Annotated in this window: 16 protein-coding genes; 2 read left to right on the top strand and 14 right to left on the bottom strand. The window is 68.2% G+C overall.

Features of this window, described 5'->3' with window-relative positions:
- Window positions 1–31 precede the first annotated feature (31 nt).
- Complete coding sequence (locus IEV96_RS02985; protein WP_229732992.1) at window positions 32–616, top strand: DUF3043 domain-containing protein; 585 nt, start codon at window positions 32–34, stop codon at window positions 614–616.
- Between the two features lie 84 nt (window positions 617–700).
- On the opposite strand, the gene IEV96_RS02980 is transcribed toward IEV96_RS02985, so the two are convergent.
- From IEV96_RS02980 to hisD, 3 genes are all read right to left on the bottom strand, one after another.
- Window positions 701–1,729 (bottom strand): quinone-dependent dihydroorotate dehydrogenase, encoded by a 1,029-nt coding sequence (locus tag IEV96_RS02980; protein ID WP_188509216.1) that lies wholly within the window; start codon window positions 1,727–1,729, stop codon window positions 701–703.
- 49 nt (window positions 1,730–1,778) lie between these two features.
- Window positions 1,779–2,258 carry a transcriptional regulator NrdR gene (gene nrdR / locus IEV96_RS02975; protein WP_188509215.1) on the bottom strand — a complete coding sequence of 160 codons (480 nt, stop codon included), beginning with the start codon at window positions 2,256–2,258 and terminating at the stop codon, window positions 1,779–1,781.
- A 61-nt stretch (window positions 2,259–2,319) separates the two neighbouring features.
- The gene (gene hisD, locus IEV96_RS02970; RefSeq protein WP_188509214.1) at window positions 2,320–3,630 is read right to left on the bottom strand and encodes a histidinol dehydrogenase; all 1,311 of its coding nucleotides are present in this window, start codon (window positions 3,628–3,630) and stop codon (window positions 2,320–2,322) included.
- Window positions 3,631–3,709: 79 nt separating this feature from the next.
- On the opposite strand from hisD, the gene IEV96_RS02965 reads away from it, so the two are divergent.
- Window positions 3,710–4,246, top strand: coding sequence for a flavin reductase family protein (locus IEV96_RS02965; protein WP_188509213.1), 537 nt, complete (start codon window positions 3,710–3,712; stop codon window positions 4,244–4,246).
- Between the two features lie 88 nt (window positions 4,247–4,334).
- Here IEV96_RS02965 and IEV96_RS02960 read toward each other — a convergent pair whose 3' ends face one another.
- The 11 genes from IEV96_RS02960 to murC all read right to left on the bottom strand — a co-directional run bounded on the left by IEV96_RS02960 (window position 4,335) and on the right by murC (window position 17,153).
- On the bottom strand, window positions 4,335–5,288 hold the full coding sequence (locus tag IEV96_RS02960) for a hypothetical protein (RefSeq protein ID WP_188509212.1): 954 nt from the start codon (window positions 5,286–5,288) through the stop codon (window positions 4,335–4,337).
- A gap of 225 nt (window positions 5,289–5,513) precedes the next feature.
- A complete protein-coding gene (dnaE, locus tag IEV96_RS02955) occupies window positions 5,514–9,056 on the bottom strand; it encodes a DNA polymerase III subunit alpha (RefSeq protein ID WP_188509211.1) in 3,543 nt (1,180 codons plus the stop codon).
- 48 nt (window positions 9,057–9,104) lie between these two features.
- Complete coding sequence (locus IEV96_RS02950; protein ID WP_188509210.1) at window positions 9,105–10,025, bottom strand: RluA family pseudouridine synthase; 921 nt, start codon at window positions 10,023–10,025, stop codon at window positions 9,105–9,107.
- The gene (lspA, locus tag IEV96_RS02945; RefSeq protein WP_229732989.1) at window positions 10,025–10,603 is read right to left on the bottom strand and encodes a signal peptidase II; all 579 of its coding nucleotides are present in this window, start codon (window positions 10,601–10,603) and stop codon (window positions 10,025–10,027) included. Before lspA ends, IEV96_RS02950 begins: the two co-directional genes overlap by 1 nt.
- Window positions 10,587–11,438: a DivIVA domain-containing protein gene (locus IEV96_RS02940; protein WP_188509209.1), complete on the bottom strand. Its 852-nt coding sequence runs from the start codon at window positions 11,436–11,438 to the stop codon at window positions 10,587–10,589. Before IEV96_RS02940 ends, lspA begins: the two co-directional genes overlap by 17 nt.
- A 134-nt stretch (window positions 11,439–11,572) precedes the next feature.
- Window positions 11,573–11,872: a YggT family protein gene (locus IEV96_RS02935; protein ID WP_188509208.1), complete on the bottom strand. Its 300-nt coding sequence runs from the start codon at window positions 11,870–11,872 to the stop codon at window positions 11,573–11,575.
- Window positions 11,873–11,942: 70 nt separating this feature from the next.
- The gene (locus tag IEV96_RS02930) at window positions 11,943–12,458 is read right to left on the bottom strand and encodes a cell division protein SepF (RefSeq protein ID WP_188509207.1); all 516 of its coding nucleotides are present in this window, start codon (window positions 12,456–12,458) and stop codon (window positions 11,943–11,945) included.
- 33 nt (window positions 12,459–12,491) lie between these two features.
- Window positions 12,492–13,181 (bottom strand): YggS family pyridoxal phosphate-dependent enzyme, encoded by a 690-nt coding sequence (locus IEV96_RS02925; RefSeq protein WP_188509206.1) that lies wholly within the window; start codon window positions 13,179–13,181, stop codon window positions 12,492–12,494.
- Window positions 13,182–14,339 carry a cell division protein FtsZ gene (ftsZ, locus tag IEV96_RS02920; protein WP_188509205.1) on the bottom strand — a complete coding sequence of 386 codons (1,158 nt, stop codon included), beginning with the start codon at window positions 14,337–14,339 and terminating at the stop codon, window positions 13,182–13,184.
- 178 nt (window positions 14,340–14,517) lie between these two features.
- On the bottom strand, window positions 14,518–15,720 hold the full coding sequence (locus tag IEV96_RS02915) for an FtsQ-type POTRA domain-containing protein (protein WP_229732987.1): 1,203 nt from the start codon (window positions 15,718–15,720) through the stop codon (window positions 14,518–14,520).
- An 8-nt stretch (window positions 15,721–15,728) separates the two neighbouring features.
- Window positions 15,729–17,153 (bottom strand): UDP-N-acetylmuramate--L-alanine ligase, encoded by a 1,425-nt coding sequence (gene murC / locus IEV96_RS02910; RefSeq protein ID WP_188509204.1) that lies wholly within the window; start codon window positions 17,151–17,153, stop codon window positions 15,729–15,731.

Raw genomic sequence — 17,153 nt, 5'->3', positions numbered from 1 at the left:
CTTAAGACGCCCCCAATCGCAAGGACTCATCGTGGCCAGGAACACCGACAACTCGACCGACAACGACGCCCGGTACGAGCTCAACCAAGACAGCACCTCTGCTGGCAAGGGGCGCCCGACGCCCACGCGCAAAGAGAAGGAGGAGGCCCGCAAGCGGCCCCTCGTGTCCAACGACCGCGCGGAGGCCCGTCGCCAGTCGCGCGCCGTGCTCGCCACCGAACGCGAGAAGCAGCGCATCGGCATGGCCAACGGCGTCGAGAAGTACATGCCCGCCCGTGACCGCGGCGTGCAGCGCCGTTACGTGCGCGACTACATCGACGCACGCACGAGCATCGGCGAGTTCCTCATCCCCGTGATGGTCATCGTGCTGATCGCCACCGTCGTGCCGTCCCCCGAGGTCCAGGTCGGCGCGTTCGGCCTGCTCTGGCTGTTCTTCATAGCCGCGGTGATCGACTGCGTGATCGTCGGGCTCATCATCCGTAAGAAGCTGGCCGCGAAGTTCGGCGCCGACAAGGTCGAGGCCGGCCTGCGCTGGTACGCCGCGATGCGCGCGCTGCAGCTGCGCCTGATGCGCCTGCCGAAGCCGCAGGTCAAGCGCCGCCAGTACCCGAGCTGACCCGGTACCGAGCTGACAGAGTGTGAGAAGAGCCCGTCGAGATTCTCGACGGGCTCTTCTCGTTTTGGCTGAGCCTCGTTTCGGCTACGCGCCGTGCGCCGCGAGTCCGCGGTTGATCGACCTCGCCCAGAACGGGCCGCGGTAGAGGAACGCGGTGTAGCCCTGCACGAGGGTGGCCCCAGCGGCCAAACGCGCGCGCACGTCGGCGGCGGTGTCGACGCCGCCGACCGAGATGACGCAGAAATCGTCCGGCACGAGCGACCGGATCAGGACGAGCAGTTCGAGCGACCGCGCGGCCAGTGGTGCGCCGGAGAGGCCGCCCGCCCCGGCCGCCGTCACGATCGCGGGGTCGGTGGCGAGGTTCTCGCGCGACAGGGTCGTGTTGTTGGCGATGATGCCGTCGAGGCCGAGTTCGAGGGCGAGCTCGGTGATGCGGCGCACCTCGCCGTCGGAAAGGTCGGGCGCGATTTTTACGAGCACCGGCGTGTTTCCCGCGGCGCCCTGCACGGCGGAGAGCAGGGGCGCCAGCTTGTCGAGCTCCTGCAGGCCCCGCAGGCCGGGGGTGTTGGGCGAGCTCACGTTCACCACGAGGTAATCGGCGGCCGGCGCCAACAGCATGGTGCTCTCGAGGTAGTCGGAGACCGCGTCATCCACCTCGACCACCCGGGACTTACCGATATTGACGCCGATGATCGGCCGTGACGACCGCGACGCCTCTTTCGCGAGGCGGTCGCGCGCGGCGGCGGCGCCGTAGTTGTTGAAGCCCATGCGGTTGATGACGGCGCTGTCGGCGACCAGGCGGAACAGTCGCGGCCGCGGGTTGCCCGGCTGCGGGCGTGCGGTGATGGTACCGACCTCCACGTGGCCGAAGCCGAGCTGCCCGAGTCCGCGGATGGCCTTGCCGTCTTTGTCGAACCCGGCCGCCACACCGAACGGCGAGTCGAACGTCAGGCCGAGCGCCGAGACCGCGAGGCTCGGGTCGGGCCGGGTGAACCGGCGCACGAGCGCACCGATGCCGATGAGCGGCAGCCGCTGGATGACCATGAAGGCCAGGTGGTGGGCGCGCTCCGGGTCGATGCGGGTGAGGACCGTGGAGAAGAAGAGTCTGTACATGCTGGGGTCAACGCTACAGCGCCGACCGGTTGCGGCTCTTCGCGGGTGCCTACTCGCCGCTCTTGTCGAGGGCCGCGGTGTGCGCGTGGGCCACGCGGAGCGACGTGATCGCGCTCTCGAAATCGTCGAGCGAGTCGAAGCCCTGGTAGACGCTCGCGAAGCGCAGGTAGGCCACCTCGTCGAGGTCGCGCAGCGGCGGCAGGATCGCGAGGCCGATGTCGTTCGCCTCGATCTGCGCTGCCCCGGTGGCGCGGATGGACTCCTCGACCTTCTGCGCGAGAACCGCGAGATCGGTGTCGGTCACGGGGCGGCCCTGGCAGGCCTTGCGCACGCCGCTCACGATCTTCTCGCGGCTGAACGGCTCGACGACGCCGTTGCGTTTGATCACCATGAGACTCGCGGTTTCGGTGGTGCTGAAACGACGGCCGCACTCGGGGCACTGGCGACGGCGGCGGATGGACATGCCGTCGTCACTCGTGCGGGAATCGACGACCCTGCTGTCGGGGTGGCGGCAAAAGGGGCAGAACATGGTGGCTCGATTGTACCCCGGTCACCCCCGCGGCGCGGGAGGCCGGCGGTGCGCCGCGGTGCTACTGCTGCGTGAACCGGGCCGTGACGGCGTCGCCGTGCGCGGGCAGGTCTTCGGCCGAACTGAGGGCGACGATGCGGGCCTCCACCGCCTGCAGCGCGGCACGGTCGTAGTTGATGACCTGCTGCGGGCGCAGGAACGTGTAGGCGCCGAGCCCCGAGGAGAAGCGGGACTGGCCGCCGGTCGGCAGTACGTGGTTCGAGCCAGCCAGATAGTCGCCGAGGCTCACCGGCGAGTTCTCGCCGAGGAAGATCGCGCCCGCGCTGTCGATGAGGTCGAGAACCGCGCCGGGTTCCTCGGTCTGGATCTCGAGGTGCTCGGGGCCGTAGGCGTTGCTGAAGGCGGCCGCGGCGGCCAGGTCGGCGACCAGGACGATCGCCGACTGCTGGCCGGCGAGAGCCTCCGCGACGCGCGCGGTGTGGTGGGTGGACGCGGCAACCGACACGAGTTCGACGCGCACGCGCTCGGCGAGCTCCGGGGAGTCGGTGACGAGAACCGCGGCAGCCAGTTCGTCGTGTTCGGCCTGGCTGACGAGGTCGGCGGCGATGAGGCGGGCGTTGGCCGTGGCATCCGCAATCACCAGGATCTCGGTGGGGCCGGCCTCGGAGTCGATCCCGGCGACACCGCGCACGAGGCGCTTGGCCGCCGTGACGTACTGGTTGCCGGGGCCGGTGATGACGTGCACCGGGTCGAGCCCAATCGACGGCACGCCGTAGGCGAAGGCGCCGACCGCGCCCGCGCCGCCCATGGCGTAGACCTCGTCGACTCCGAGCAGGCCGGCGGCCGCGAGGATGGTCGGGTGCACGGAACCGTCGAAGTGCTTCTGTGCGGGAGAGGCGAGAGCGATGGATGACACGCCGGCGACCTGTGCCGGAACGACGTTCATCACGACGCTCGACGGGTAGACCGCCTTGCCGCCCGGAACGTAGAGACCGACCCGCTTGACCGGCTGCCAGCGCTGGATGACCTGGGCGCCGTCGCCGAGGGTCGTGACGACGGGTGCGGGAAGCTGAGCCTGCGAGGCGATCGTGACGCGGCGGATGGCCTCCTCGATCGCGTCGCGAACCGCGGGGTCGAGGTCGCGGACGGCCCTGTTGATCTCGTCGGCGTGGATGCGGATCTGCGCGGGGCGCACCCCGTCGAGGCGCTCGGCCTGGTCGAGCAGGGCGGCTTCGCCGCGCTCGCGAACGGCGTCGATGAGGCCCTGCGCCACGTCGGTGACCTGGGAGGGGTCGTTCTGGGAACGGGGAATCAGTTCGGTGAGGTCGACGCGATTAGGCTGGAGGTCACGGAGGTCAATGAGTTGGATCATGGCCTCACCATGTTAGTTGTGTGCACCGGTGACGACGTGCAGGGAATAGGCAAAGCCCGCTGATGATTGATACCTGCGTATGAACGAGACCACTCCCCCTCACGATCCAGGCTCGCAACCGCCCGTCGAGCAGCCCGGCGACCTGGAGGCCTTCAAGCAGACCTTCCGCCGGCACGCCGCGGGAGTTGCGGCGATCACGTCGCTGTCCCCCGAGGGCAGCCCGGTCGGCTTCACGGCCACGAGCCTCGCGAGCCTCGCCGCGGTGCCGCCGCTCGTCACGTTCAACATGGCTCGCATCGCGAGCGCCTGGCCCGCCATGACGGTCGGAAACCGCGTCGCCATCCACACGCTCGGCCCGCGGTCGCGGCACCAGGCCGAGAAGCTGGCCGCGGACAACGCGGTGCGGTTCGTCGGCGGTCACTGGGCGCCCGGCCCGCACGGGGTGCCGATCCTGAAGGATGTCACGGCCTGGATGGTCGGCCGCATCATCGAGGTGCACCCGGTGCACAACAACGCGGTTGTCGTCGTGCAGATCGAAGAGGGCGCGCTGGGCGCCGAGGACGACGCGCTGCTGTACCACGAACGCACCTACATGAAGCCGGGCGAGCTGGGCTGAGCGCGGCCGGCCGCCGGCTCCAACCGGTTCGCGAGCCACTTTCGGCAAGATGAGCCTGGCACGGCGGGCTCATATCGCCGGAAGAGCCTCATTTGCGCCTTAGTCCGTGCTGCGACATGCGCGAGGCGAGACCGGAGCGGTCGTTCAATGCCGCCCAATCCAGACGGACGAACGCGCGCACAGCCGCGCGCAGGCGGTCCTCGCGCTGCTTCTCCTGCCACAGGAGTTCTTCGAGCGGGATACCCCGTTGGAAGTGCCGCTGCGGCCCGTATTTCGACCGACCATCGACCTCGCCGATGAGGTCGAACTCGCGCCAGTAGAAGTCGGCGTACCCGATGAGACCCCGGTCATCGAAGAACGGCACCTGCAACTCGGGCGGCGGCAACCGCAGAGCATGGAACTGTACGCGCCCGAGCGACTCGGCCGGGGAGCCCGCTCCCCCGTCGGCGAACTCGACCGCCCGGCGCGCCGACACGAGCCCGCGGTACGGGTCGAGTTCGTCGATCAGGGTCAGGAGCCCCGGCTTCGTCGCGAGTGGGATACCGAGGTTCCAACGCGGCTCGCCCTCCCGCTCGGGCCGCAGCGCCTGATCGATCATGGCGACCGAGCGCACGAAGGTCGTGGTGCACGCCACGTCGATCACTGTGCGCTCGATGGAGGTGACGCACACGCCGTCGATCTCCGTCGCCCTCGGGTCGAGACCGAGGCCGTGTCGCAGGATGCCCCGGCGCGAGGTACCGCCGGCGGCCGGTGCCACGAGTTCGTGTACCCTCGCCGGCCATGCTCCGATCGAAGGCAGGCGCAGCATCGCAGCTGCCGAGTCGTGTGAGAACTGTGACCCGGGGGCGGAACGCGAAGCCGCCGCACGCACGCGGACGCGATAGCGGTCGTCGTCATTCAGCCCGGTCCATTCGGCACGATCCACATAGACGCCGGGCGCGACGCGCGTGAAGATCCCGGCCGCGCACTGCTGCCGCAACAGACGCGCGGAGCCGAGCTGCTCGGCCTCGCGGCTCAAGAAAAGAACGGGGAGTTTAGACATCCCCCGAGCGTGGTCCAGCGGAGTGGCCACCGGCACGCCGAACGCGATCCGGTGCATAACGCACCCTGTGGAGGACGGCCCCAAGCACTACCAGGCGAGTGCCGACCGGTACCGAGCCGGTTTCGGCGAAATGAGCCAGCCGCGGTTGGCTCATATCGCCGGAATCGCCTCATGTGCGGCGGCCACGTGTGCGGCGGCCACGTGCGCGGCCGCCCACCGGCCCGGCTACACCAGGCAGCCGGGCCCGAGCAGGCTCTTCAGTTCGCCGAAGAAGTCCCCGGTGGTCTGCACCGAGTAGGGCACCTCGTAGATGCGGCCCGTGTCGCCCTTGGTCAGTCGCAGGCGCACCTCGCCGTCGCCCTTGTGGCGCAGCAGCATTTCTTTGAGCGCGCGGATCGTCGGCGGCGTCGCCCTCGTGTCGGGCAGCGAGATCATGATCGATCCGGCGACGCCGCCCTGGCCGAGTTCGGGCACCATCAGGCTCGAGCCGTGCAGGTTCATGCCGTCGTCGCGCAGGCTCACCCGTCCGCGGATGACCACCACGGAGTCGTTGACGAGTTCGGGCGCGAACTCCTGGTAGGCCTTGCCGAGGAACATCACGTCGATCTGGGCGCCGAAGTCCTCCACCGAGATGATGCCGTACTGGTTGCCCGAGTTCTTGGCCACGCGGTGCTGCACGCTGGTGATGAGTCCGGCGACCGTGACGTGTTCGCCGTCGCCCGCCACCTCGCCCGCGAGCAGGTCGGTGATCGTGGCGCTCGCGTGCTTGGCGAGTGCGACCTCGAGCCCGGCGAGTGGGTGGTCGGAGACGTAGAGGCCGAGCATCTCGCGCTCGAAGGCGAGCTTGTCGCGCTTGGCCCACTCGGGGCGGTCGGGGACCTTGCTGGTCTCCTGCGGCTCGTCGAAGAGGCTGTCGAAGTCGAAGCCGGCCTGCCCCGTCGCCTCGGTGCGCTTGACGTTGACCGAGCCGTCGACGGCGTCTTCGTGGATCTCCAGCAGCGCCCGGCGCGTCGAACCCAGCGAGTCGAACGCGCCCGCCTTGATGAGCGACTCGACGGTGCGCTTGTTCGTGACCTGCAGCGGCACCTTGGCGAGGAAGTCGTGGAACGACTCGAAGCGTCCTTTCGCCTCGCGCGCCGCGCGGATTCCTTCGACGACGTTGGCGCCGACGTTGCGCACGGCACCGAGGCCGAAGCGGATGTCGCCGATGCCGGTGGCGCCCTCGGCGGTCGGTACGGCGGTGAAGTCGACGAACGACTCGTTGACGTCGGGCGCGAGCACCTTGATGCCCATGCGGCGGCACTCGTTGAGGTACATGCCGAGCTTGTCTTTCGAGTCGCCGACGCTCGTGAGCAGCGCCGCCATGTACTCGGCGGGGTAGTTGGCTTTGAGGTACGCGGTCCAGTAGCTGAGCACGCCGTAGCCGGCCGAGTGCGCCTTGTTGAACGCGTAGTCGGCGAAGGGCATCAGGGTGTCCCAGAGCACCTTGACGGCGCCCGCGCTGTAGCCGTTGCCGACCATTCCGGCCTCGAAGTCGGCGAACTGCTTGTCGAGCTCGCTCTTCTTCTTCTTGCCCATCGCGCGGCGCAGCACGTCGGCCTGGCCGAGCGAGAACCCGGCGACCTTCTGCGCCACGAACATCACTTGCTCTTGGTAGACGATGAGACCGTAGGTTATGCCGAGGCTCTCGCGCAGTGGCTCTTCGAGTTCGGGGTGGATGGCCTCGATCGCCTGCAGACCGTTCTTACGCAGGGCGTAGTTGGTGTGCGAGTTCATGCCCATGGGCCCGGGGCGGTAGAGGGCGATGACGGCCGAGATGTCTTCGAAGCTGGTGGGCTTGAGCTGCTTGAGCAGCGCGCGCATCGGCCCGCCGTCGAGCTGGAACACGCCGAGCGTGTCGCCGCGGGCGAGCAGGTCGTAGGTCTTCTGGTCGGCGTCGAGGTCGAGGTCTTCGATCACGAGCTTCGAGCCCGTGTTCTTCTCGATCATCTTGAGCGCGTCTTCGATGATCGTCAGGTTGCGCAGCCCGAGGAAGTCCATCTTGATCAGGCCGAGGTCTTCGAGCGGCGGCTGGTCGAACTGGGTGATGATGGCGCCGTCGTCTTCGCGCTTCATGATCGGCAGCACGTCGAGGAGCGGCTCCGCCGACAGGATGACACCTGCCGCGTGCACCCCCCACTGGCGCTTGAGGTTCTCGATGCCGAGCGCGGTCTCGAAGACCTTGGCGGCCTCCATGTCGGTCTCGATGACCGCCCGGATGTCGCTCGCCTCTTTCCAGCGGGGCGCATCCTTGTTCATGATGTCGCCGAGCGCGATGTCCTTGCCCATGATGGCCGGAGGCATGGCCTTGGTCAGCTTCTCGCCGACCGAGTACGGCATGCCGAGAACACGCGACGAGTCTTTCAGCGCCTGCTTCGCCTTGATGGTGCCGTAGGTCACGATCTGCGCGACGCGGTCGTCGCCGTACTTGTCGGTGACGTAGCGGATGACCTCGCCGCGGCGCCGGTCGTCGAAGTCGACGTCGACGTCGGGCATGGAGACGCGGTCGGGGTTGAGGAAGCGCTCGAAGATGAGGCCGTGCGCCAGCGGGTCGAGCTCGGTGATGCCCATCGCGTACGAGGCCATCGAGCCGGCGGCGGAACCACGGCCGGGACCCACACGGATGCCCTGCTGCTTGGCCCAGGTGATGAAGTCGGCGACTACCAGGAAGTAGCCGGGGAACCCCATCTGCTTGATGACGTCGACCTCGTACTTGGCCTGCGCCAGGTGGGCCTCGGAGGGCGCGTTGTGGAACCGGCGCATCATGCCGGCCGCGACCTCTTTCTCGAACCAGCTGGCCTCGGTCTCGCCCTCGGGGACCGGGAAGCGCGGCATGAGGTCGCGGTGCTCGAAGTTGACCTCGCAGCGCTCGGCGATGAGCAGCGTGTTGTCGCAAGCCTCGGGGTGGTCGCGGAAGAGGTGACGCATCTGCGCCGCCGACTTGAGGTAGAACTCGTCGGAGTCGAACTTGAAGCGGTTCGGGTCGTCGAGGGTCGAGGCCGACTGCACGCAGAGCAGCGCGGCGTGTGCCGTGGCGTCGTGGGCGTGCGTGTAGTGCAGGTCGTTGGTGGCGACGAGCGGCATGTCGAGCTCTTTGGCGAGCCGGAACAGGTCTTGCATCGTGCGGCGCTCGATGTCGATGCCGTGGTCCATGACCTCGGCGAAGAAGTTCTCCTTGCCGAAGATGTCTTGGAAGTCGGATGCGGCCTGCCTGGCCTCCTCGTACTGTCCGAGCCGCAGGCGGGTCTGCACTTCGCCGCCCACGCAACCGGTGGTCGCGATGATGCCCTTGCCGTACTGGCTGAGCAGTTCGCGGTCCATGCGCGGCTTGAAGTAGAAGCCCTCGATCGAGGCGAGCGACGACAACCGGAACAGGTTGTGCATGCCCTCGTTGTTCTCGGAGAGCAGCGTCATGTGGGTGTACGAACCGGAACCGCCGACGTCGTCCTGGTTCTGGTGCTGGCCACCCCAGCGCACGCGCGTGCGGTCGCCCCTGGCCGTGCCAGGAGTGATGTAGGCCTCGGTGCCGATGATCGGTTTGACACCGTTGGCCGTGGCCTGTTTCCAGAAGTCGTAGGCGCCGAACATGTTTCCGTGGTCGGTCATGGCGATCGCGGGCATGCCCTCAGCCGCCGCGGCTTTCATGAGCGGGCCGACGCGCGCCGCGCCGTCGAGCATCGAATACTCGCTGTGGACATGCAGGTGAACGAATGAATCGTTACTGGGCAAAACAACTCCGACTAGAAGAGAACGACGGACGATCGGGAGGGGTTAAGCCTAAGCCTCACGGAGGACATCGAGGGCGTGCTGCAGGTCGTCGGGGTAGCGCGATTCGAAGCGCACCCGCTCCCCGCTGCCCGGATGGGTGAACTCCAGTTTCATGGCGTGCAGCCACTGTCGCGAGAGCCCCAGTCTGGCGCTGATGGTCGGGTCTGCGCCGTACATCGCGTCGCCGACGCACGGATGACGCTGCGCCGCCATGTGCACGCGGATCTGGTGCGTGCGTCCCGTCTCCAGGTGCACCTCCAGCAGTGACGCGCTGGGGAAGGCCTCGAGCGTCTCGTAGTGCGTGACGGAGGGCTTGCCGTCGGCCGTGATGGCGAACTTCCACGAGCTGCCGGGGTGGCGCCCGATCGGCGCGTCGATGGTTCCGGCGAGCGGGTCGGGGTGGCCCTGCACGACGGCGTGGTAGATCTTCTCGACCTCGCGGTCGTGGAACTGGCGCTTGAGCTCGGTATACGCGCGCTCCGACTTGGCGACGACCATAAGGCCGCTCGTGCCGACGTCGAGCCGGTGCACGATTCCCGCGCGCTCGGACGCTCCCGAGGTGGAGATGCGGAAGCCGGCGCCGGCGAGGGCGCCGAGCACGGTGGGGCCGGTCCAACCGACCGAGGGGTGAGCGGCGACGCCCACGGGCTTGTCGATGACGACGAAATCGTCGTCGTCGTAGACGATGCCGAGATCGGCGACGACGACGGGAACGACCTCGGGGGCGTGCTTGTCCTCCCACGAGACCTCGAGCCATGCGCCATCCTGCAGGCGGTCGGACTTGCCGAGCACGACGCCGTCGGCGGTCACTCCCCCGGCCTCGGCCACCTCGGCGGCGAAGGTGCGCGAGAAACCGAGCAGTTTGGCGATGGCGGCGTCGACGCGCTGGCCGACGAGGCCGTTGGGCACGGGAAGGCTACGGGTTTCCACTACGAGACATCCGTAGACGTGGCATCCGGAGCGATCGTCTGCGAAATCGCGGGCTGCTTGCCCGAGAGGGGCACACCGCGGACGGTGAGGATGATGAAGACTCCCATGCTCGCGACGATAGCGATGTCGGCGACGTTGAAGATGGCGGGGAAATACTGCACCTGGATGAAGTCGATGACGTGCCCCACGCCGAAGCCGGGCTCGCGGAAGAGCCGGTCGGTGAGGTTGCCCAGGTTGCCGCCGAGCAGCAGGCCGAACAGGGCGGCCCAGGCGAGCGAGCGGATGCGCGGGGCGAACGCGACTATAAAGATGGCGACAGCGGAGGCGATGATCGCGAAGATCCAGGTGCTGCCGCTACCCAGCGAGAACGCCGCGCCCGCGTTCTTCACGAAGTAAAACTGCACGAGGTGGCCGATGACCTCGACGGGCTGGCGTTCGGTGAGGTTCTCGACGATCAGGAACTTGGCGAGCTGGTCGAGGGCGTAGACGCACACAGCAACGAGGGCCAGCACACCGAGGGCCAGAAACCTGACCTTCGGCGCACTGGCCTCCGTGGCGGTGCTAGTTGGTGCCGGCAAAACCCGTGTAGTTAGCAGCGTTCGACTGGCCGCTCGGTGCGGCGTAGGCCGACGACGAACCGTTCGAGTTGCCGATCGCGTTGGTCGAGTCGAGCTCGCGCAACTGGCCCTCGATGTAGCTCTTCAGCTTCTGGCGGTAGTCGCGCTCGAAGTTGCGGAGCTCCTCGACCTTGCCCTCGAGCTGCTGACGCTCCTGCTCGAGCCGCTGACGCTCCTGCTCGAGGGTCGCGAGCTGCGCACGCTGGGCGGATTCGGCCTCGGCTGCGGCGGCGCGCTGGGCGGCCTCCGCTTCTGCCGCGGCGGCGCGCTGGGCGGCCTCCGCCTCGGCTGCGGCGGCACGCTGGGCGGCCTCCGCCTCCTGGACGACGCGGGTGGCTTCTTCGTGGCCCTCGGCGATGAGCGCGTCGCGCTTCTCGACACCCTCACGCACGTGCTCCTCGTGCAGGCGACGAGCGAGCTGCAGGAGGTTGTTCGTGTTGTTGGGGTCGACCGAGGTGTCGGGGGCGGCGTACGACGCGGGCGCCGGCTGTGCGGCGGGCGCCTCGACGGGGGCCTCGGGCTGGCTCGCCGGCTCGGGCTGGCTGAACGACTCGGTGGGAGCCGAGACGAAGCTGGGTGCCGCGGCCGGGGCCGAACCCTGGCTGCGCTGCAGTTCGTTGATGCGCGAGTCGCTCGCGATCAGACGCTGGCGGAGTTCTTCGTTCTCCTGATTGAGACGTCGGAGCTCGACCACTACCTCGTCGAGGAAGTCGTCGACCTCATCCTGGTCATAACCTTCGCGGAACTTCGTTGGTTGGAACCGCTTGTTGACTACGTCTTCGGGAGTCAAAGCCATATCCGTCACCTCTAAAACTTTCTCAAACTGAACGTAACGTTTAGCTAACGCTACAAATACTTCACGGGAGCTTTGGTCGCCCCAGATTGGTCCCTATCGAGCTGATCAATGCTCTCCAGAGTACATGCGCGAGACTAATTGATAAATCCCGCGACGATATAGCTGAGGATGATCGTGGCGATGAGCACGATGCTCCAGGAAAAGTCGATCTGGATGCCGCCGGCGCGCAGCGGAGGAACGATTTTACGCACGGCCTTCACCGGAGGATCGGTGATCGTGTACGCCAATTCGGCCAGCACGAGGACGAAGCCGCGCGGGCGCCAGTCCCTCGCGAGCATTGCCACGAGGTCGAGCACGAACCGCGCCCACATCACGACGACGAAGATATTCAACGCGACATAGATAATCGTCGCTATTACGGAAACACCGTTCACTGGGCCATCACATGCTCAGCGGGCGCACCTGCGTTGCGAGCAACACAGGCCCGCGCCCGGAAATCGGAGATCACGGCTGCGAGAAGAAGGATGCTTCGACGTCGGTCTCGGCCTCGGCGTGATCGCCGCTCACAACGACGTGGGCGGGAGACAGCAAGAAGACCTTGCCCGTCACACGCTCGATCTTTCCATACAGACCCTGAGAGAGTCCGCTCGCGAAGTCGACCAGACGGCGGGCGTCGGGCTCGCTCATCTGCGACAGGTTGATGATGACGGGGATGCCCTCGCGGAAGTTCTCCGCGATCATCTGCGCGTCTTTGTAGTGCTGGGGGTGAACCGTGAGGATCTCGTTCATGTCTGCGGGTCCTGCCTGGCGTGCGGCCGTAGGGCGACGCAGCGGGGTAACGGGGGCGCGGTTCTGGGTCGGCGCGCTGTTCGAGGCAGCACCCTGTGCGGGGCCGTTGTGCGCCGCAGCGGGGGTGTGGGCCGCGGGTGCGGCTGGGGCACTCGGCTGCGCTGCTTCGTAGTCGTATTCTTCGTCAGCGAGGCCAAGGTAAACCATGGTCTTGCGCAGTGGACCTGCCATTGTGTTCCTCCGGTGATAGCTCGTGCAGCCAGATTAACCGGCGACCGGCCGGTTTCCCGTGATTGCCGTGCCGATGCGTAGGTGTGTCGCGCCTTCGAGGATGGCGGCGCGGTAATCGCCCGACATCCCCATGGAGAGGTCCGTGGCATCCGGGGCCATCCTTTGCACCCTCTCGCCGAGCTTGCGCACGCGCGCGAATTGCGCGCGGGGGTCGGAATCGAGCGGAGCGACTGCCATGAGTCCGCGCATACGGATGCCGTCGGTCGCGAGCACGGATTCGGCCAGCGGTTCGAGGTCGACCGGTCGCACTCCCCCGCGCGCCGGGTCGTCGGTGAGGTTGAGCTGGATGAAGGCGTCGACGCTGGCACCCGGCTCGAGCGCGTTGCCGAGCGCCGTCACGAGCGACGGACGGTCGAGCGAGTGGATGGCGCTCGCGAAGGCCAGCACGGCCCGGGTCTTCTTGCTCTGCAGCTGCCCGATGAAGTGCCAGGCGAGATCGAGGTCGGCGAGTTCCGCGGCCTTCTCGCTCGCCTCCTGCTGCCGGTTCTCGCCCACGTCGGTCACGCCGAGCGCGGCAAGTTCCCGCACGAGGCTCGCGGGGTGGAACTTGGTGACGACGATGGTCGTCACCTCGCTCTCGGCACGGCCGGCCTCGCGCACGGCGTCAGCGACAGCTGAGCGGACGAGCGCGAGGCGGTCGGCGAGAGACGGTGTGGACTGCACCTACTTGAGGAAGTCCGGGATGTCGAGGTCGTTGCTCTCGTCGTCGTCGAACGTGCGGTCGACGGGGGCCGACGGAACGCTCTCGGGCTCGGGAGTCCACGCACTGGCCTCGGGACGGGGTTCGGCTGCCGCGGCGGCGGGAGCGACCGGCTGGCCGGACTCCGCAGCGACGAAGTTGGTGCGCTTCGACTCGAGCGCCTTCGGAGCCGGCTCGCCCCCGTCGAAGCCCGCGGCGATCACGGTGACGCGCACCTCGTCGCCGAGGGTGTCGTCGATGACCGCTCCGAAGATGATGTTCGCCTCGGGGTGCACGGCCTCCTGGATGAGCCGGGCCGCGTCGTTGATCTCGAAGATACCGAGGTTCGAACCGCCCTGGATCGAGATGAGCACACCGTGGGCGCCGTCGATCGACGCCTCGAGCAGCGGGCTGGCGACCGCGAGTTCTGCCGCCTTGATCGAGCGGTCGGCGCCGCGCGCGGATCCGATTCCCATGAGGGCCGATCCCGCGCCCTGCATGACCGACTTGACGTCGGCGAAGTCGAGGTTGATGAGACCGGGGGTCGTGATGAGGTCGGTGATGCCCTGGACACCGGCGAGAAGCACCTGGTCTGCCGTGGCGAACGCCTCGAGCATGCTGATGCCGCGGTCGCTGATCTCGAGCAGACGGTCGTTGGGAACGACGATGAGGGTGTCGACCTCGTTCTTGAGGGTGGAGACACCGATCTCGGCCTGCGAGGCGCGGCGCTTGCCCTCGAAGCCGAACGGCTTCGTGACCACACCGATGGTGAGCGCGCCGATCGACTTGGCGATGCGCGCGACGACGGGGGCGCCGCCGGTTCCGGTTCCGCCACCCTCGCCCGCGGTGACGAAGACCATGTCGGCCCCGGCGAGGGCCTCTTCGATCTCCTCCGCGTGGTCTTCGGCGGCACGTCGGCCGACCTCCGGGTCGGCGCCCGCGCCGAGGCCGCGGGTGAGTTCGCGACCGACGTCGAGCTTGACATCGGCGTCGCTCATCAGCAGGGCCTGCGCGTCGGTGTTGATGGCGATGAATTCAACGCCCCGCAGACCGAGTTCGATCATGCGGTTGACGGCGTTGACGCCGCCGCCGCCTATGCCGACGACCTTGATCACGGCTAGGTAGTTTTGGTTTGATGTCACGTCCGGCCTCCGCTGGAAATCAGTACCGAAACTCTCAACCTCTACTTGAGGTCTAAAGTTATACTCAGTTTATCTTTTACTGCTCTGAGGGTAGGTCGGGCGCTTGGCGAGGAGGTGTAGGACTCTCAGCGTGTCGCAAACAATCGGGGCGCGAGCGACGGATGACGCGAAACCGAACCTATTTCGGAGTGACCACGACGCTGCCGGGAGCCGACACGTCGTATTCGACCTTCGCCGCGGCATCCTCGTTGGCCACCATCGCGGCCAAGACCTTCGCCTTGTAGGCGGAGTTCTCGGAACTGCCCCAGACGACGGTCTGCCCGACACCGCGCAGCGAGAAGGTCACGTTGTCTTTTGTGGTGGCCGAGATGGTGTCGACCTGCGGGAGCAGTTCGGGCGGCAGTGCGAGGAGCACCTCGATGACGGAGGCGAACGCCGCGCTCTCGACCCCCTGGTCGCCGATGCTGATGATCGGCACGCCGTCGGGACGCGTCGTGCTCGACTGCACGACCACGCCGGCGGGATCGAGCAGGTCGAACTCGGGACCGTTGACGACGGCGGCGACCGGCGCGCGCTCGACGATGTGGATGACGAGGGTGTCCGGCGGCACCATCTCGGTGACGTAGCTGCGGATGAGCGGGAAGTCGGCGAGCTTCTCGGTGATGTCGCCGTAGTCGATGAGGGCGAGCGGAGTGCCCAGCTGGGAGTCGACGGCGTCGACGACCTCCTGCGCGTTGACGCGCGCGGTGCCGTCGACGGACACCGTGCGGAGCGCGAGCAGCGGGGAGTAGACCGCGACGGCGAGCACCCCGATGAGCACCGCTGCGACGCCGGCGAGCGAGATCCACACCCGGCGGCGGCTGCGCGACCGGCGGGTGAACCGCTTGACCTCGCCTCGTTCGAAACGTCGGCGCGCACGGGCGGCGCGGGCGAGCTCGCGGCGGGCCTCGCGCTCGGTGGTGGCGGCGGTGGGTTGTTTGGGTGCCTTCGGTGTGCGTGCCGACTTCGCCGCTGGCTCGGGCGTGATTCGCGCTTCGCGCTTGTCACGCGGCTCACGGTCGGGGAAGAGCCGCCTGGGTTCGCGCGGGGCTGTCGACGGCTCAGGGGGCGAGGTCACGCTGCCCGGCAGCACCGGCCGACGTGGTCCCCCGGCGGTACCGGACTGCCGCGGCTGGGTCGTCGGTGTGGCGGGCCGACGCTGTGTGGACGGCTCTCGGGGGCTCGTCGGTGGTGTGGGCGGCTGGACGGCCGCGGGGGGCTGCGTCTTCGTCGGCACCTGGCGGTTCGTCGGCGGCTGCGCGGCGCCCCTGCGGGGTGCGCGCTGCTTGCCCGACGCGTCAGCGTCCGGGCCTTTGGGGTCGAACCCTTCTGGCCTCTTCACCGTTGCCGCTAGCCCTGGTTCGCCGCGGTGGCCGGCTGCGCGAGCGCCTCGAGCACCTGCGGCACGATGCGGTACACGTCCCCGCAGCTGAGCGTCATGATGATGTCGCCCGGGCGGGCGATCGCCGCGGCGCGGTCGGCCGCCTGCTGCCAGTCGGGGAGGTAGTCGACCCGCCCGGCGTCGCTGAAACGCTCGGAGACGAGGGCGCCGGTGACGCCCTCGATCGGGTCTTCGCGCGCACCGAAGACGTCGAGCACGATGGTCTGGTCGGCCAGCTGCTCGTAGACCCGGGCGAAGTCGCCGGCCATGAGCTGGGTGCGGCTGTAGAGGTGGGGCTGGTGGATCGCGATGAGCCTGCCCTCCCCCACCACGCTGCGGGCGGCGGACAGGGCCGCGGCCACCTCGGTCGGGTGGTGGGCGTAGTCGTCGTAGACGCTCACGCCCCGCACGACGCCGTGCAGCTCGAAGCGGCGCTCGGTGCCGCCGAACGCCTCGATGCCGGCGAGCGTCGCTTCCGGCTCGAATCCCAGGCCGACGAGGGCGGCGAAGGCACCAGCCGCGTTGAGGGCGTTGTGAACGCCCGGCACCCGCAGGCGGGCCGCGTAGTCGACGCCCTGCCAGGCGAGACTGAACGAGACCGGGCCGTCGGCCACGATCGAGTGCAGGCGCACGTCGGACGCGGCGTCTTCGCCGAAGGTCAGGATGCGCGGAGCGTCGGCCTTCTCCCGCAGCGCGCGGGTGACCCGCACGGCGCCCGGGTCGTCGCTCGAGATGACGACGAGCTCGCGCGCGGTCGAGGTGAATTCGACGAAGGCATCGTCGAACGCCTCGTGCGAACCGTAGAGGTCGAGGTGGTCGGCGTCGACGTTCGTGACGAGGGCGACCGCCTTGTCGTAGAGGAGGAACGAGCGGTCGGACTCGTCGGCCTCGATCACGAAGAGCTCGCCGCTGCCCGCCGCGGCGCTCGTACCGATCGACTGGATGACACCGCCGTTGACGAAGCTCGGGTCGGCACCCGTCTCGAGCAGGGCGGTGATGATCATGCCCGTCGAGGTGGTCTTGCCGTGGGCTCCGGCAACCGCGATGAGGCGCTGTCCGCTGATGAGCCACGCGAGCGCCTGCGAGCGGTGGAGGACCGGGATGCCCCGCTCGACCGCCGCGAGGTACTCGGGGTTGTCGGGCCAGAGCGCACCGGTGAAGACGAGCGCGTCGGCGTCGCCGAGGTTGGCGGCGGCGTGGCCGATGTGCACCGTGGCGCCGAGCGCGCGCAGTGCCTCGGTGTTGTGGTTCTCGCTGCGGTCGGAGCCGGTCACCGTGTGTCCGGCGGCGAGGAAGAGTCGGGCGATACCACTCATTCCCGAGCCGCCGATGCCGACGAAGTGCACGGGGCCGAGGTCGCCGGGGAGCGGCTGGGAAAAGTCAGGATAGATCAT

The organism is Conyzicola nivalis (genome assembly GCF_014639655.1).
Classification (GTDB): Bacteria; Actinomycetota; Actinomycetes; order Actinomycetales; family Microbacteriaceae; genus Conyzicola; species Conyzicola nivalis.
This window is presented reverse-complemented; position numbering and strand designations above follow the sequence as displayed.

What these genes read in the sequence shown, in the direction of transcription:
- IEV96_RS02940 (WP_188509209.1), bottom strand. Translation starts at nt 11,438, where the DNA reads ATGGCTTTGACTCCCGAAGACGTAGTCAACAAGCGGTTCCAACCAACG.
- IEV96_RS02965 (WP_188509213.1), top strand. Translation starts at nt 3,710, where the DNA reads ATGAACGAGACCACTCCCCCTCACGATCCAGGCTCGCAACCGCCCGTC.
- IEV96_RS02930 (WP_188509207.1), bottom strand. Translation starts at nt 12,458, where the DNA reads ATGGCAGGTCCACTGCGCAAGACCATGGTTTACCTTGGCCTCGCTGAC.
- nrdR (WP_188509215.1), bottom strand. Translation starts at nt 2,258, where the DNA reads ATGTTCTGCCCCTTTTGCCGCCACCCCGACAGCAGGGTCGTCGATTCC.
- IEV96_RS02980 (WP_188509216.1), bottom strand. Translation starts at nt 1,729, where the DNA reads ATGTACAGACTCTTCTTCTCCACGGTCCTCACCCGCATCGACCCGGAG.
- hisD (WP_188509214.1), bottom strand. Translation starts at nt 3,630, where the DNA reads ATGATCCAACTCATTGACCTCCGTGACCTCCAGCCTAATCGCGTCGAC.
- IEV96_RS02960 (WP_188509212.1), bottom strand. Translation starts at nt 5,288, where the DNA reads ATGTCTAAACTCCCCGTTCTTTTCTTGAGCCGCGAGGCCGAGCAGCTC.
- murC (WP_188509204.1), bottom strand. Translation starts at nt 17,153, where the DNA reads ATGATCTATCCTGACTTTTCCCAGCCGCTCCCCGGCGACCTCGGCCCC.